Source organism: Planktothricoides raciborskii GIHE-MW2 (assembly GCF_040564635.1).
GTDB classification, from domain to species: domain Bacteria; phylum Cyanobacteriota; class Cyanobacteriia; order Cyanobacteriales; family Laspinemataceae; genus Planktothricoides; species Planktothricoides raciborskii.
The window spans coordinates 3,860,917-3,877,166 of record NZ_CP159837.1; the positions used below are offsets into that span (position 1 = coordinate 3,860,917).

A 16,250-nucleotide genomic window follows, 5' to 3' on the forward strand; every position below is an offset into this window, starting at 1 on the left:
GCATTCCGGTACTCAATTTAATATTCTAAGCAATAGATTATCTGCCGGAATGCTTCGCCCCTACAGATATTTGTGGTTTATTCACTCTTAAAATTGCTGTAAGTCAGAGGAAAATTATTGGTTATTTGTGATGAGCGATTATCCCGAATAACCAATAACTAATAACGAACCACCAGTAACAATCAACCAGTAAAGGAACTACCGAAAATGAGTGCAAAAACACAACTCTTAAAAGCGATCGCCGGCAGAAATCGGGGATTACTCGCGCAATCGAGCGATCGACAGATTATTTTAGATGCGATCGACCACTTAGAAGATGAAAATCCCACCCCGCAACCCATAGAAAGTAACCTTTTAGCCGGAGACTGGCGGCTAATTTATACCACCAATAGTAATTTATTATTTATTGACCTGCCGCCTTTGGTGCGGTTGGGTCAAATTTATCAATCTGTTCGTCCCGCAACGGGCAAATTATATAATATTGCGGAAGTGGTTTCTGGATTACCCGGTTTATCTGGATTAATCTGTGTCAGTGCCAAATTTACGGCGGTTTCCGACAAGCGGGTTGATGTAAAATTCCAACGGTGGATTATTGGATTACAAAACTTGCTGGATTATCAATCTCCTGAAGAACTTATCGATAAAATAGAGTCTGGTAATCCCATCACTGCCCTGGATTTACCTATTGATGAACGAAATCAGGACAACTGGCTAGATATTACCTATTTAGATGAAGATTTACGCATCGGACGGGGACATCGCGGTAACTTATTTGTTTTGACAAAAGATTAATTAACAAGATTAAACTTCTTGCAAAAGACCGAGATGGGGGATCCTCCCAGCCCCCCTTTTTAAGGGGGGGCGGGGGGCTTTTTAGCTTGGGAAAGCCAGAATTGTCTAATCTGGACTGACGCAGCTTCGATCTATGATCCCGGAGGAATTGATCGATTGACCTTTCCTCTAGGAAAGCGACCGAATATCCGCATCGCGTTAGTCCTGGGAGTAATGGTGATGCGGGCAGGGTGATACTGGCAGGGTGATACTGGCAGAAAGAGGGGTCATATACCTGATTTTGTGCCGATGAATCTCTGATAAAATTCTTAAGATTTCAATTTCTCGACTTTCGGTTAATTTGTGAACTATACTAGAGTCAGTACCATGATAAATTTACTATTTCAAACAGTTAATGAGTGGTTAAATTTTGTTAAAGTTATTTTATGAAACTTCGATGAGATTTGCCGCGCTGCGGGAGTCCTGTAGGGGCTGGCCAACCTGCCAACCTTGCCGGAAATTGGCAATAAAATTGACTTAGCGGATCCAAACAAGTCTAACCCTGTAATTAAGCCAAGCCAGGAGATGAAAATAAATTGAGAAAAACCCCTTAATCACTTAATTAATTAATTAAAATTTAAGTAAATTTTACTTGTCGAATTAAAGTTAAATATTCAATTAAAGTGAAATTAAAATTGCCAGATTTTAATTGGTGTGGTTTCACTCTTATTCCTTGGAATTTATTGAAAAAACTATTTCGCTCATTGCCAATTTACTATTATAAAAATAGGTGATGGGAGATTGGCAAGGCTGAACCAAATTAAGAGTAATGGCGAAGCATAATCTGGCAGAACTTAGGTTAACCCGCCGATATATGAATGAGCAAAGGCTTCGCCAATGCCAATAAGGTAATCGCGAAATTAAACCTGATGGATTTTGTTGATTCGGGAGAATCGTATAATGAATGCTTTATCTCATCTAGATCGAGTTACCGCAGACTTAGAAAGTAGCGTGAATATTACCCGTATGAAAAAGCTACTTTATTTCGTGGTGTATGGCAATTGGGAAGTTAATGAAAATAAATTAACTGAGTTAGACCTGAAAGAATTGATTCGCGAAATTCTTGGGTTAAATTATAACTTATATCAGTTAGAATCTTTACTGAAAGATATTTGTAGTAAAATTAATAAGCAAGTCGAGTATTTAGCGGTTTCTGGTGAGATTATTCAAAAAATCGCTCCGCTTTATTTAAACTCATCAGAAATTTTGTCAAATACGGGCAATTCTTTCAATAGTGATTCCTCCACGGATAATGGATTAGGCAGTCATCAGCCTAAGATTTTGACTAAATATGATGTGGAGGATAAAAAGCAAGTTAAGCAGGATTTGTTTGAAGTGCGGTTGAAATTGGTGCAACGGACTAATCCTCTGCGAGTAAAAATTTTGATTTTTTCAGCAATTCATCATGTATTTACTTTTAGTGAGTCCGACTGGTTAGCGTTGAAAAAGTATCGGTTAGATGAGTTGCTGGAGAAACTTTTGCGGCAGTGTACCCGCCAAAAAGATTTAGAAAATCAGCTTTATAAAACCGCTAAAAATTTTGAGAATAAGAATGAAAATATCCAAGTAGCTAGTGCGATCGTTAAGTATCTGAGTCCGCTTTATGAAAAAAATGCTTCACAATTTTTTCAGACTCAGGGAAGTGAACAATTAACGGTAAACGTGACTAATTATCTGCCGGAATATCCTGCAAAAGAGAATCACAAATCATTAAATATGGTTGAGTTTATTCAACCCGAAAATGAGCAAGACATCGCATCCTTAAATACCTTAAATAACGGGTCAATTTTTCCCGAAAAACCGATTGAATCTTTTGCTTCAATGGGTGAATTTCCGCAGTTAGATTACCACCATCTCGGACAAGTTTATGCTTCGGAAGATGAGATCACAATTCCTGAATTGCACACCAGTATTTCTGATCATTTGTCCGGTAAGAGGGATTTTGTAGGTGATTTGGCAGAAAAAAATTATGGTGAGCAATTGAGGCATTATGCTGAAGCAAATGCCCCCATTTTTGCCAGTAAAAACACGGCAAAAATCACGGAATCTCTCAAGCGTCGTCTGAGTTTAGAAGAAGAAATTACCGCTTTAGTAAATAGTCAAGTCCATCGGTTAGGAGAAGAGATGGAAAATAGCTTAAGTGAATTGGAAAATTTCTTAGACGATCGCTTACAAGATCAACCAGTTTTTACCGCTTCATCCTTAAAGTATAATAGCCTCAAAAATATGATTGTGCAAATCCAAGAAAAAACCTTTAAGTATCTGGATTTACTGAGTCAAATGCAGCAGGGAGAAATGCCCGATTTAACTCCGTCAGCCCCCACCACCAGCCAACCGCGAATCGGCGATCGCGAAGCTAATTTAGCGGATAGTGCGGATAGTCACGATGCTGCCCAAGAGAAGACAATCCAATTAGCAAAAGAAGGAAATACTAAAGCGATCGCGGTTTTGATGAATCAGACCCTTAAAGGTCGGGGGATTCATACGTTGGCTGCGATTAAACAGGATTGTCTGCACATTGTTTTGGAATCAGAAAAAGAACCCAACCAAAAAGCCAGCATTAATTTGGTACAAAAACATTTATCGCCTTTGGAGATTACATCTATTAATAAGGTAAAAGTCCACTGGCGACAAACTGGCAGTAAATCTCTGGTTTGGAGTCACGAATTTAATTATATTGTTGATGGATGATTGTTGGTTGTTGTTGGGTAGGGATTCTTTGGGTAGGGATTCTTTGGGTAGGGATTTTTTGGGTAGGGATTCTTGGTTTGTTGGTTGTTGTTTGTTCTTAATGTTGGCCGTTTGTCAAGAATTAACCACCAACCAATAACCACCAACCACCAACCAACAACCAACAACAAAAGAATCCTTAGCCACCAACCAATAACCACCAACCACCAACCACCAACTAACAACAAATAACTAATATGGAAGGAAATGAAATTCTGAGACGATATCAAGCGGGAGAAACTGACTTTAAAGGAGTTTCTCTACGGAATGCCCACTTGCAAGGGGCTGATTTAATTGGGGTGAATTTGAGTCAAGCAGACTTGAATGCGGCAAATCTGATTTTCGGATATTTAAGTCGGGTGAATTTGTATGGGGCAAATTTAACCCATACAAAAATGGCTGGGGCGAATCTGAATCAGGCGGATTTACGCAATGCCAATTTAAGTGATGCGGATTTGCATGGGGCGACGTTGCAAGGGGCAGATTTACGCAAGGCGAATCTGTCTTTGGCGGTGTTGTTGGATACTAATTTGATTGGGGCAGATTTACGCAATGTAAATTTGAGTGGGGCTTGCTTGCGCGGGGCTTGCTTGCGTGGGGCAAATCTGCGTTATGAACGACGCGCTTATGCTGCCGCAGACTTACGCGGGGCAGACTTGCGCGGGGCAGACCTGCGGGGGGTGAATTTGGCGGGGGCTGACCTCACCAGGGCGGATTTGCGCGGGGCAAATTTGATGGAAACAAACCTGCGAGGGGCAAACCTGACTCAGGTGAAAATCCAAGAGGCTAATTTAACGCGGGCATTGCTAACGGAAACGAATTTAACTCACGCGATCGCCTTTGATGCGTTGATGATTGAAGTGCAGATGGAACGGGCGATCCTTACGGAGTCCGACCTGACCAGGGCGAATCTCAGTGGGTCAATATTACCAGATGCGAAACTTGACAAAGCAACTTTGGTAGGCGCAAATTTAACTAAGGCTAATTTAACTCGGGCTAACTTAACTCGAACCAATTTGACGGGAGCGAATCTCACTGAGGCGGATCTACTAGAAGTTTATTTTGCCAAAACCAACCTTAGTGACGCAAATTTAAGGAAAGCCACTCTGTTAAGAGCAGAACTCAGTATGGCCAATTTAACAGGTGCAAACCTTGAAGGTGCCATGATGCCTAATGGGGATATGAATGATTAAAACATTTTCGAGTTGTCAATAGCCTTTTCCATCACGAATATTGTGTGAGGATAAGTATTATGTTGGCCAATTATGCCAAGTATTTTTTGTGTGGCCTTTCTGTGTTAATGCTTTATGGGGGATTCGTGAATGCGGCAGAAAGCGATCCGGTCTCCCCCTTTTTAAGGGGGGCTAGGGGGGATCGAGATGTTGCCGATCGCCATAAGCCACAGTTCGATCCGGCTTCATTTAGCGAATGGGGATTAGAATTGGGATTAATTTCCCAAAATCCCTCCAGCCCCACGAATCAACCACCCCTGGAAATTGATCGGATTGATGCGGGCATCCCCAAAAACCGGGTAGAGTCCATTAACCCCAGTCCCATTTCCGTCACCCCCGCAACCCCAACAACCCCAACAACCCCAACAACCAACAACCAACAACCAACAACTAACGTCAATGAGGTTTTGCAGCAAATCGAGGAATACAGCCCCATTAATCAATCTCTGCAAGAGTCAGAACCTTTGGAAAAGGTGAATTCAGTGTTTGATTTGGCGGATGTTTTCCCGAATGATTGGGCTTATAGTGCTTTGGAATCTTTGGCGGAACGTTACGATTGTTTGTTGGCTTATGGCGATCGCACTTATCGGGGCGATCGCGCCATGACTCGTTATGAATTTGCTGCCAGTTTAGATGCTTGTTTAACCGCAATTCAACAACAAATCGAAGCTAAAAAATCCGATATCACCGGCGAAGATTTAGCCCAATTACAGCGTTTACAGACGGAATTTGCCACAGAATTAGGCCAATTGCGAGCTCGCATCGATAATTTGGAAGTTCGCACCGCTGAATTAGAAGCAAATAAAGTCAATCAGTCGGTGACGGTGTTTGGTGGTGAGGCGATTTTTGGTCTAGCAAGCGCCTTTGGGGGCGACCCTCCGGGGACGGGAGATGCACAAACGGCTTTTCATAGCTTAGTCCGCTTGCAAACGGTTTCGACGTTTAGCGGCAAAGACCGCTTACGGGTAGAAATGGCCGCTGGCAACTTTGATGACTTGGGTTTTGCCAGTCCTCAAGTGTTAAATACTGCCCCCGCGTTGCTGTCTTATCAAGCAGATACGGATAAAAATATTCAGTTGTCAATGGTGGAATATCGTATGGCTTTGGGCGATCGCTTTGTTACCACTTTTAGACCCGTAGGGTTTAGCCTTGCCACGGTTTTAACCACCAACTCCCCTTATTTTGACAATGGACGGGGGGCAATTTCCCGCTTTGGGGAAGCCAACCCCGTGTTTAAAATTGGCGATTTAGATGCTGGGGTGGGATTTGACTGGTTGATCAGTCAGCGATTTCGCTTGCAAATGGCTTACGGCACCCAAGGAACGGGCAATCCCCTGAAAGGTTTTGGTAATGCGGATAGTAATGCCCTAGGATTGCAGTTTTTACTCTTACCCTTTGACCGGGTACTCACTGGTCTGACTTTTGTTTATGGGTATTCTGAAGATGGGCGATTAAATACCTTTACCGGCAGTGCGATCGCCGATGCTTCGGGCTTTATCAATCAGCGATCGCGCATTTATGCCGCCAGTGGCACCTTACAATGGCGGGTATTAGACGACCTGACTTTCTCCACCTGGGGCGGTATCGTGGGCACTCACGGCATGGAAACTGATGCTTATGCCGTCAGCACTAATTATATGTTTGCCTTGGGTTTGTCCGATACCTTTGGCCGAGATGGGGACTTACTCGCGGTCATGTTTGGTCAACCACCGAAATTAGTCGAATATGATGACTTTGATATTTCGTCAGGGTTAGCGGATCAAGGGCAATCTTATCACATTGAAGCCTTTTATCGCTTCAAAATCAATGACAAAGTGACCATTACTCCGGGCTTCTTCATGGTGACAAACCCAGGAAATATCGAAGATAATAACAATATCTATGTGGGCGCCCTTCGTACCACATTTCGCTTTTAATTTTTCTGCCCAATCCTTCGGTAAATAATATGTGGCTACTAAAACAAATTCCCGCAATTTTCATATTTTCGGCCTGTCTGGGTTTAAACCTGAACTTATCAGGAATAGGGGCTGCTCATGCCCAATCCTCTGAACCATCAGAGCAAATAATTGCCCAAGCAACGGACAGCCAAGCAGCCCCGCGCCGTCGCATCAAACCTTCTTTTTTTGAAGAAGAAAGAAGACCAAAATTTGGCTTTGGTGACTTTCTCGACTCCGCCTTAAATGGCGTCGAAAATGCCTTTGGTGCCGATGATACCACCCAAATCATTCAAGGCATTGCCTTTGATACCATATCCATTCCCGTGTTACAAGGAATCGCTGGAACTTTAACGGTCAGTGACTTTAAAGATAACAATATCGGCACATTTTTGAACACCACTTTGATTGGCGAAGGGGTGAATTTAAGCTTCACCAATAGTCAACCAAATTCCGACCAACGCACCGGCACCATTACCGTCAATGGAACGGTCAGCAGTGGCAGCGGAACTTTGACTTTTAACAACGAAGTCAGACAATATAACGCTGGTTTTAGTAATAAAGGAAATGATGTCAGTGCGGTATTCTTAATTGTCGATCCCAACGATCCGAGTCGGTCAATTTTTATTCAACTGCCGCGCACGACTGTTGAAGGGGCAAATGACCTAAATGATGATGATGATGTCGTCTCCGGTCGGGCAAGTTTATCCATTGGTTTACCGAGCGATCGCTAATTTTTTGCCCTGACCAGAAATCCCTATCCCAAATTAGGATAGGGATTAAAAAACCCGGTTTTTGAACCAAATTTCTCTGTGTTCTGATTTCTCTGTGTCCTTTGTGTCTCTGTGGTTCAAATTATCCGGTTTAGAAATCTTCCCGAAATCCTATACCTCTAATTAAAACTATTCACAATATAATATTATGACTTCATCTAACTTAGAAAATGCGGCCAGCAGAATTATTGAAAGTCGGATTAAAGCGGCTACGGTTTACACCAATCAAGCTTTAGTCGTGCGCCAGTCCCAACTTGAATTGACCGGAGCAGAACAGGAGTTAATTATTGAAGGATTGCCCCTGAGTTTGCAACAAGATTCGGTGAGAAGTCGGGGGGTTGGCAATGTGCCGGTGAAAATATTAGGTGTACAAACTGAGCAAGTTTTTTCTTCAGAACCCATTGAACAACGGACTGCCGAAATTAACCAGGAAATTCAGGCGATCGCAGCGGAAATACAAAAACTTGAAGATCAAATCGTCGGGATTAATTTACAGCGCAATTTTGTGCAAGATTTGGGAAGTAAATATCTAGAACGATTTTCCAGCTTGCAACCTCCTAATGAAGTGAATTTAGACGAAATTAGCCGGTTATTAGGATTTATTGGCAGCCAAGACCAATCATTAGCCGGTCAAATTACTCAGTATAAACAAGAAAAAGCTAACCGGGAAAATCAATTAGAGGTTTTGCGCGATCGCCTGAAACAAGTCCAAACCAAAACCAACCGCGATCGCTACAGTCATTATCGCATTCTCCTAGCCATTGAACCGGAAAGCGCCGGAACTTTTGAACTGGAAATTTCTTATTTAGTCAACTATGCCAGTTGGAGTCCACTTTATGATATTCGCAGCAATACCACAGGGGATCAACTGCATTTAACTTATTTGGCGGAAGTAAAACAAAAAACCGGCGAAGATTGGATCGGAATTAACTTAACTTTATCCACGGCAAAACCTTCCCTGGGAAAACTGCCCAATAAATTAAAACCTTTCTTTATTCAAAGTGGCGGTTTTCGTACCCGTGAATCCGCCGATGAATTGGCTGGAAGACCAAGGTCTTATCCCGCTGAATTTTTTGAATTAGACGCACTATTAGAAGAACCAGTTCCATCAATGGATTTAAGTGCTGAGGTAAAAATAGAAGCGGAACAAGCGATCGCTGAAACGACTCAAGTCGGAGGAATTGTCACATTTTCTTTAGAGCGAAATTCCACAATTCCCAGTGACGACCAAGCCCATAAAGTCATGCTCTATCAGACTCATTATGCTGGTCAACCGCAACATATTACCGTACCTCGGTTAGATAGTTGTGCTTATCTAGAAACTCAAGCTATAAATCCCGCCGATGGTGCAACCTTACTCCCCGGTAAAGCGAATATTTTCCGGGATAATACCCTAGTCGGAACCACCGAGTTAGAGCATATTTCTCCCGGTCAATCCTTTAAAGTTTATTTAGGTATTGATGAAAGTATCAAAGTCAGTCGGGACTTAGTTAAACGAGAAGTTGAATCAATCGGCACTTATCGCCGGATTAATTACAGTTACCGAATTCGCCTGAGCAATTTACGCGCTGAGGAAACCAAAATCCGAGTAATTGAACAATTGCCCGTCAGTCGGGATGAACGAATTAAAGTTCGCTTGTTGCGGACTCAACCAGAAATTCTCGAAGGAGAAATGGGAACCTTAGAATGGTTATTAGTGTTAGCCCCGAAATCCCAACCAGAATCTCGCCAAGAGATAGCTTACCAATCCAGTACAGAATATCCGACTAATTTAGCGATCGAATATTCATCCTAAGTTTCATCTGCTGCCAAAATCAAGCCTCGTAGGTAGGGCAAAAGCCTACCTACTTTCCCAATACAGGACAAAAGCTCACGCGATCGCATCCCTGATTTTTTCTTAAAGATTTGTTACATCCTGGGGGTATCAGCATATAAACCTTAAATGAAAAAGATAAAATAAGAATAGATCGACTGAAAATTCAGGGAATGTCAACTATGAATCTCAAACCAATATTTTTATTTACAATTGGAGGAATAATTGCCGTTCAAATTACCGAAATAAACTTTATCTTTAATGCCAAAACACCATTGCCATCAGGCACATTTTTAGCCCAAAAAACCACCCCAAACAGTGACAGCAACCCCAGCCATAATCAACCCCAAGAAACTGGGCGCAGTCGGCGTCAAGACGTGAAATATCGATTTTAATGCAACAGCGACAACCAAACCATTCTGGCATTATATAAACGGATACGCAGCCGCAGCAGTAGCAGGGTTTCTTGGCATCGGGCTGGAGAACGGCAAATAATTCAATGGACCGAAGAAGGCGCCCAAGAGTTTGGGGAAAATTTGACCGCTTCAGAACGTTGCCGCGCTGTGAGAAAGAGGTTTAATCAGTATTGTTTGCGGCAAAGCGCTCAACCGACCTTGCCGCCATTAAGTGAAGGAGTGGTGAATGGAATGCCCGTAATTTGTGCCGCTGCGGAAGTAGAGTGTAGTCCTAATAATACTTTATGGACATTGAAAACAGAAAATCGCGATACTAATGGCCGAATTATTGCTCAACTTTTAAGTGCTTTAAAAGGAGAAGCTGGTACTGGCTTAATTTTGGAAAGTGAAGATGATTTAGAGATTACCTCAATTCTCATAGAAAGTTTGATTGATGGGATTATTATGCAGAAAAGCGATCGCCTGCCAGACCATAGTGAACCGAGCTAAATTCTGTCCCCGCTCCACTGCGAATATTAATCCGAGAATTCGGCATCGCCGTTAACAAAGCCATTTCATTAGATTGATCTAGGTCAAGGTTTACCGATGGTGCGGAGGGCGAATTATTAAAGGATGAAAGATGGGCAAAACTTAATTTTGTGCCGAGCGCGCCGATTGTGCCGATCTCGCTCAAAATTCCCAGAAAAATTACTATCCAGTATTTTGATTTTGTTAATTTCATCGTTACACCGGGCCTAAGAATCATTTAACCTAGATCGGTAACTCAAAAAGACCTGTGAATGTTCCCTAGGAGAGTAATCATGTACAAAGATCCGATAGTAGGCGAAACCTACGCCAGACACCACAACAATCTAATAGCAAAATCCTTTGTGTCCTTTGTGTCTTTGTGGTGAAAAAATAAACCACAAAGACACGAAGCACACAAAGAAAAAAACTCAGATAAATAGAGCCTTAAATATCACAATTGTATTCCCCCCATCTTAGCTGCAGCCCACTGGAAGGATCAAAATCAGCGCATTCAAAGAGGCTAACGCGACCATCGATCAAACCATAAACATGATGCCAGCCAGAATAACCAGAACTAAACTGAACGGAACTGGCATTCCCACAACTCTGAATTAGGCGATCGCTAATTGGTTTCATCAATGGTTCGGAGGAAAGCACCTCATCTTCTCCCGATCCACCCAGCCCCAAAATTAACTTATTCGGTCTTTCTCGGAGCGGCGAAAGGGAATCTCTTCTTAAAATAATTCTGTTCAGAAAACCATTTCTCACGTTGTTTAACTCCGTTCTGGCTTGGGCTAAACTTTCATGGCAACGATTACTTACCGATTCTGTGGTTTGAATCAAAAAATCTCCTCTTACCCAACCTTCTGCCCTGGATTGCTGAAAGCGAACTCGATACCACCGAGGACTCATAGGATCGGAGGAATTTGCCAATGCTGACTCTAAAATAGTCACGCGATCGCCTGCCAGACCATAGTGAACCGAGCTAAATTCTGTCCCCGCTCCACTGCGAATATTAATCCGAGAATTCGGCATCGCCGTTAACAAAGCCATTTCATTAGATTGATCTAGGTCAAGGTTTACCGATGGTGCGGAGGGCGAATTATTAAAGGATGAAAGATGGGCAAAACTTAATTTTGTGCCGAGCGCGCCGAGCGCGCCGATCTCGCCCAAAATTCCCAGAAAAATTACTATCCAGTATTTTGATTTTGTTAATTTCATCGTTACACCGGGCCTAAGAATCATTTAACCTAGATCGGTAACTCAAAAAGACCTGTGAATGTTCCCCAGGAGAGTAAATCCGAGCAAAATTAACGACATTCCAGGAATTTCATCGCCCGATCCGTGGTTAAAAAGATGCGATCACGCCCTAATTTTTCCACAAAACCGACCTTTTCTAACTTATCCATCACCGGGCTTTTCACCTCTGACATATAAAACTCGATCCCCATGTTCTCTAAATCCAAAATCAAGCTTTGTAAAGTTTCCAAAGCACTACCGTCAATTAAATTAATCGCACTGCAAACCAATAATAAAGACTTCACCTCTGGATTCCGTCGCACCGCTTGCATGACATAATTTTCCAGATACTTTGTATTCACAAAATATAAGCTTTCATCCACGCGGACGGCTAAAACATGGGGGCAAGTTTTCACCGGATGGCGTAAAATATTTCTAAAATGTTCTGTATCTTCTACCCGTCCCACAATCGCTATATGGGGTTTACTGGTTCGCCATAAGTGTAATAATAAAGAAATTACTGCACCGAGCATAATTCCTTTTTCTACACTGGTGAGTAATACCGCCACAAAAGCCGCTAACCACGCGATCGCATCAGCTTTATCATAATTCCATAAACGTTTCAATGTAGCAAAATCCAGTAAATTGCCCACAGCCACTAAAATAATCGCCGCTAAACTGGTTTGGGGCAGAAAATAAAATAACGGGGTTAAAAATAACACGGTTAGGGCTAAAATTACGGCGGTAATCATTCCCGCAAGTGCCGTATTTGCCCCCGCAGAAAAATTCACCACCGAACGACTTAAACCCCCGGTAATCGGATAACCTCCAGTAAATGCGGCAGCTATATTTGCGCCTCCCAACGCAATAAATTCCTGATTCGCATCGACTTTTTGGCCTTTTTTACTGGCTAAAAATTTACCCACCGCAAAGGCTTCCATAAATCCGACGAAGCTAATAGCTAAAGCCGGGGTACTCAAAGATTTAATAATATTAATGTCAAATAAGGGTACAGTTAGCGGTGGCAAACCTTGGGGAATATTGCCCACCACTTTAACTGCCGCTACTCGATCTAATTGTAATCCCCAAACGACTAAAGAACTGACGATCACCACAACCAGCGGGCCTGTTTTACTGATAAAGGCGATCGCATTTGGATTAACGCCCCATTTTTTCAGTTGTTCTCCCAACCCTTTTTTAAAATATAATAAACTCAGTAAGCATACTACTCCTAAACCGAGGGTAATCCCATTAGTATTGCTAAGTTGCTGCCCTAGATAATTCAAAGTCATTAAAAATGATTCTGTCTGGGTAATTTTCAAGCCAAACAAATGCTTAACTTGGCTAAAGCCGATGATAATTGCTGCCGCCGTAATAAAGCCGGAAATCACCGCTTGACTGAGAAAATTCACCAGAAATCCTAGGCGAAAAACCCCCATAAAAATCTCGATTGCCCCCACCAAAAAAGCCAAGGTAAGCGCATAAGCCAAATAGTTTGACTCATCGGGGGCTAAGGCACTAATTGCCGTTGCCACCATCAAAGAATCCACCGCAACCGGGGCAACGGATAGCATTCTCGCAGTGCCCAAAAAAGCGTAAATTACCTGGGGTAAAATACTGGCATAAAGTCCCACTTGGGGCGGCAAACCGGCCAACATTGCATAAGCCATCCCTTGAGGAATTAACAAACTAGCAACGATAATTCCTGCCGTGATATCTCCAGATAAATCTTGCCGCCGATAATTTAAACCCCAGTCTATAATTGGCAAATATTCGCTCAAAGTAGCACAAAATTTTGAGCGATCTAATTTATTAGTCATTTCTGAATATTTATAATAGTGTTTTTCTTAATTTGGCCATGTTTATATTTTAAATGAATAGGGTGGGCATTGCCCACCCTACATTGTTACTGGTTATAAGGTTATTGGTTATAGGGTAACTTGGCCAATAACTTCGCCATCATACAAGTATTGGTCGCCCCCGAAAAGACTAAACCGGCACCAACAAAACCACTCAAAAACAAAAATTTGGGATAATTCGCCCCCAGAATAGTTCCAGTTAAGACTAAGGAACCAGCGACAATTTGCACTTGGCGCATAATGCTAATGGGGGCATTTTTATTCACTTTTGTGGGATAACCGGCTTGTTTCCAAGCATTGAGCCCCCCTTCCATATGAACTACTTTTTCAAAGCCAGCCTCTAATAGTTTTTTCGCCGCTTGTCCCGAACGATTGCTACTTTGGCAATATAAAACTACTTGGGGAGAGGTTTGACGGGGTACTTTATTGGCATCAAAACTGGACAAAGGAAGTAGAGTTGCCCCGGCAATATGTTCTCCGGCAAACTCCGAAGGTTCGCGGACATCAATCAGTTGGACAAGGTTTTGGTCAATTAATTGTTTGAGGGTTTCGGCATTGACAGTTTGAATTTGTCCGTTAGCTGAGATAGTCATAGAAATTGATCCTTGGTTGATTTGATGTGATAATTTTGTCAATGATATTTCTTAGATTTTAGCGGGCCAATTTATCAAACGGAGGCAACTTGACCACAACTTTGGTTGGCGGGGACGGCTTCCATGATTTTTTTCGGGTTGGGCAGATTCAGAGAACTCATAAATTGAATGAAATTGTCGCGATCGCGCCCCACAAATCTGGGATTCAGTTGTTTTTCTTCGCCAATGGTAGAAACCATCATACCTTTGTAGTCGTGACCGGGATAAACCAAGGTTTCATCGGGTAAAGTAAACAATCTTTGGGTGACTGCATCATACAAGGTTCCCGCATCCCCACTTTGGAAATCCGTGCGTCCACATCCCCGAATAAACAAGGCATCTCCAGTCAGTACCATCTGCCGATTGACTAGATAAGCATGGTGGCTATCTGTGTGACCCAAAGTGGCGATCGCCTCGATTTCGATCTCACCCACTTTTAAAGTTTCTCCATCGGCAATATGGCGATCGGCACAACTCACCTGAGCACCTTCAGGGACGATACCGGAACAGCCAGTCAGTTCGCGCAGCTTCCCCGTTCCCGTAATATGATCCGCATGGACATGAGTTTCCAGACAATAACGCAGGGTCAAACCCAGTTCTTGAATTAACTTATAGTCACGTTCGACTTGTTCGATCACTGGATCGACCAAAACCGCTTCTTTGGTGGTGCGATCGGCGATCAGATAAGTATAGGTGCAGGATTCTTGATCAAACAGTTGTCTAAATAACATGGCTGACTTCCGGGTAGTTGTACATTGGGATAAGCAGAAAAAATGCAGAAAAAATATAGTCCGCTACCAGTCGTATCTACTGGATCGCGTTCTTATTTAATTTATCTTATTATAATTATATAGTAATATAGTAGATATGTCAAGGGAGAGCGATCGCCAAATTTTTTTGTCCCCAGTCCCCAGTCCCCAGTCCCTAGTCCCTAGTTATTTAACAAATAACAAGTAACCAGTAACCAGTAATTTTAGAAAAAATTACTCTACCTATTGATTTACTATAAAGCTATGTGGTAATATTCTGATCGTTTGACTTATGTTGCTGGCCAAACAATATTGATTTAATTATGTCATGCCAGATAATTCTTCCTGATCCCTTGGAGGCTGACCATTTGTTTCGATAAATTTTCCCCTTGGCGATCAATTCTTGCCATAGAAGTGATGACCCCTGGTTCACAATGAACGGATCCTGATTTGCTTATTTAAATTAAAATAAGCCAGTGAGCGAATTGAGTCTATATATCGATATATCGAGGATATTTTTCCTTATGCCGACCAAAATACCCGTAATTACCGATTCTTTGGCAACATTAAACCTGGATGATGCTAAAATATCCCAACTACCGCCTACCGCTCTAGGAATGGTGGCTGATTTCTTTAAAGTGCTTTCAGAAATCAGTCGAATTCAGATTTTATGTTGTTTAAAAAAAAGCCCAAAAAATGTCACAGAGATTATTGCGGAAACCGGCCTGGGGCAAGCAAATGTTTCCAAACACTTAAAGATTTTGACCCAGGCAGGCATTGTCAAAAGAGAGCCTCAAGGGGTCAACGTTTTTTATCAAATTGCTAATCCTTTTTTGTTTGAAATTTGTGACTTGGTGTGTGAGATTATCGTGGATCAAATCCAAGCAAAAAATGAACAATTTGAATCTTTAAAATAATCAATCGCTACTCAATCCATATGCCAAGTTAATGCGGACTAAAAATCTGCGGATATCAATGATTAAGCTGCGATTAAGCTGCTCTGCGAAATCATCCGTAGATTTAGTCCAGCTATCCTAAAAATCCTGATAATTCGCAACTTAGTCACTTACGGATCAAAAAAAGCCCCTGCCAGAGACTAGGGGCATTTAATAGGGTGCATTTCACTTGGTTGAGTGTTCCCTTGCGAAGGGGCAGTCCAAGCTAGATGACCAGATGGACGCAAAACAAGTTTTTAGAGTTCCACTGTTAAGTCAAGTTTTCTGGAGTTTTCCAGGGGAAATTTGACGATTTATTACGAGTCAGTAATTTGATTATTTTTTGTGGCCAAAAATAAAAGTTTTCTGTCAGAAAAATCAGCCCATTTCTCTGGTAAGCCAAGTAACCGACTGTCCATACCAACTAGAAGACAGTCGGTTACTTAGCTAAATCGGGAGATGCATTTAGGTTTGCTTATTCCACCAGTCCTGGATCTGGGTTAAAGCAGCAGCCAGGATATTGAACACAGCCCAGCTACCGGCCAAAATAATCGGAAGTAAAACAACGATGATACGCCAATCCATAATGTTGCCTCTCCT

At 42.2% G+C, this 16,250-nt stretch carries 15 protein-coding genes; 9 read left to right on the forward strand and 6 right to left on the reverse strand.

The genetic code is table 11. The features are described from left to right. Positions 1 to 207: 207 nt before the first annotated feature. From ABWT76_RS16330 to ABWT76_RS16365, 8 genes are all read left to right on the forward strand, one after another. Positions 208 to 792, forward strand: coding sequence for a PAP/fibrillin family protein (locus tag ABWT76_RS16330; protein WP_054469156.1), 585 nt, complete (start codon positions 208 to 210; stop codon positions 790 to 792). A gap of 939 nt (positions 793 to 1,731) precedes the next feature. Next, a complete protein-coding gene (locus ABWT76_RS16335) occupies positions 1,732 to 3,522 on the forward strand; it encodes a hypothetical protein (RefSeq protein WP_354634651.1) in 1,791 nt (596 codons plus the stop codon). Positions 3,523 to 3,758: 236 nt separating this feature from the next. After that, positions 3,759 to 4,754: a pentapeptide repeat-containing protein gene (locus ABWT76_RS16340; RefSeq protein WP_054469154.1), complete on the forward strand. Its 996-nt coding sequence runs from the start codon at positions 3,759 to 3,761 to the stop codon at positions 4,752 to 4,754. A gap of 59 nt (positions 4,755 to 4,813) precedes the next feature. Next, entirely contained in the window at positions 4,814 to 6,709 is a 1,896-nt protein-coding gene (locus ABWT76_RS16345; protein WP_054469153.1) for an iron uptake porin, read from the forward strand. A gap of 29 nt (positions 6,710 to 6,738) precedes the next feature. Beyond that, entirely contained in the window at positions 6,739 to 7,461 is a 723-nt protein-coding gene (locus ABWT76_RS16350; protein ID WP_054469152.1) for a hypothetical protein, read from the forward strand. A 187-nt stretch (positions 7,462 to 7,648) separates the two neighbouring features. After that, on the forward strand, positions 7,649 to 9,295 hold the full coding sequence (locus ABWT76_RS16355) for a mucoidy inhibitor MuiA family protein (protein ID WP_054469151.1): 1,647 nt from the start codon (positions 7,649 to 7,651) through the stop codon (positions 9,293 to 9,295). A gap of 200 nt (positions 9,296 to 9,495) precedes the next feature. Beyond that, entirely contained in the window at positions 9,496 to 9,708 is a 213-nt protein-coding gene (locus ABWT76_RS16360; protein ID WP_054469150.1) for a hypothetical protein, read from the forward strand. 42 nt (positions 9,709 to 9,750) lie between these two features. Beyond that, on the forward strand, positions 9,751 to 10,218 hold the full coding sequence (locus tag ABWT76_RS16365) for a COP23 domain-containing protein (RefSeq protein ID WP_255353249.1): 468 nt from the start codon (positions 9,751 to 9,753) through the stop codon (positions 10,216 to 10,218). Here the strand turns inward: ABWT76_RS16365 and ABWT76_RS16370 are convergent. From ABWT76_RS16370 to ABWT76_RS16390, 5 genes are all read right to left on the reverse strand, one after another. Next, positions 10,172 to 10,450, reverse strand: coding sequence for a hypothetical protein (locus ABWT76_RS16370; protein WP_156331972.1), 279 nt, complete (start codon positions 10,448 to 10,450; stop codon positions 10,172 to 10,174). The genes ABWT76_RS16365 and ABWT76_RS16370 overlap by 47 nt on opposite strands. Before the next feature lie 230 nt (positions 10,451 to 10,680). Beyond that, complete coding sequence (locus tag ABWT76_RS16375; RefSeq protein ID WP_156331971.1) at positions 10,681 to 11,289, reverse strand: SH3 domain-containing protein; 609 nt, start codon at positions 11,287 to 11,289, stop codon at positions 10,681 to 10,683. 257 nt (positions 11,290 to 11,546) lie between these two features. Next, a complete protein-coding gene (locus tag ABWT76_RS16380) occupies positions 11,547 to 13,295 on the reverse strand; it encodes a SulP family inorganic anion transporter (protein WP_054469147.1) in 1,749 nt (582 codons plus the stop codon). Between the two features lie 101 nt (positions 13,296 to 13,396). Then, positions 13,397 to 13,927 (reverse strand): rhodanese-like domain-containing protein, encoded by a 531-nt coding sequence (locus ABWT76_RS16385; RefSeq protein WP_054469146.1) that lies wholly within the window; start codon positions 13,925 to 13,927, stop codon positions 13,397 to 13,399. Between the two features lie 74 nt (positions 13,928 to 14,001). Continuing rightward, positions 14,002 to 14,697, reverse strand: coding sequence for an MBL fold metallo-hydrolase (locus ABWT76_RS16390; protein ID WP_054469145.1), 696 nt, complete (start codon positions 14,695 to 14,697; stop codon positions 14,002 to 14,004). A 635-nt stretch (positions 14,698 to 15,332) separates the two neighbouring features. On the opposite strand from ABWT76_RS16390, the gene ABWT76_RS16395 reads away from it, so the two are divergent. After that, positions 15,333 to 15,632: a metalloregulator ArsR/SmtB family transcription factor gene (locus ABWT76_RS16395; RefSeq protein WP_354636421.1), complete on the forward strand. Its 300-nt coding sequence runs from the start codon at positions 15,333 to 15,335 to the stop codon at positions 15,630 to 15,632. Positions 15,633 to 16,115: 483 nt separating this feature from the next. On the opposite strand, the gene ABWT76_RS16400 is transcribed toward ABWT76_RS16395, so the two are convergent. Beyond that, the gene (locus tag ABWT76_RS16400) at positions 16,116 to 16,235 is read right to left on the reverse strand and encodes a photosystem II protein Y (protein ID WP_054469143.1); all 120 of its coding nucleotides are present in this window, start codon (positions 16,233 to 16,235) and stop codon (positions 16,116 to 16,118) included. Between the last annotated feature and the right edge of the window lie 15 nt (positions 16,236 to 16,250).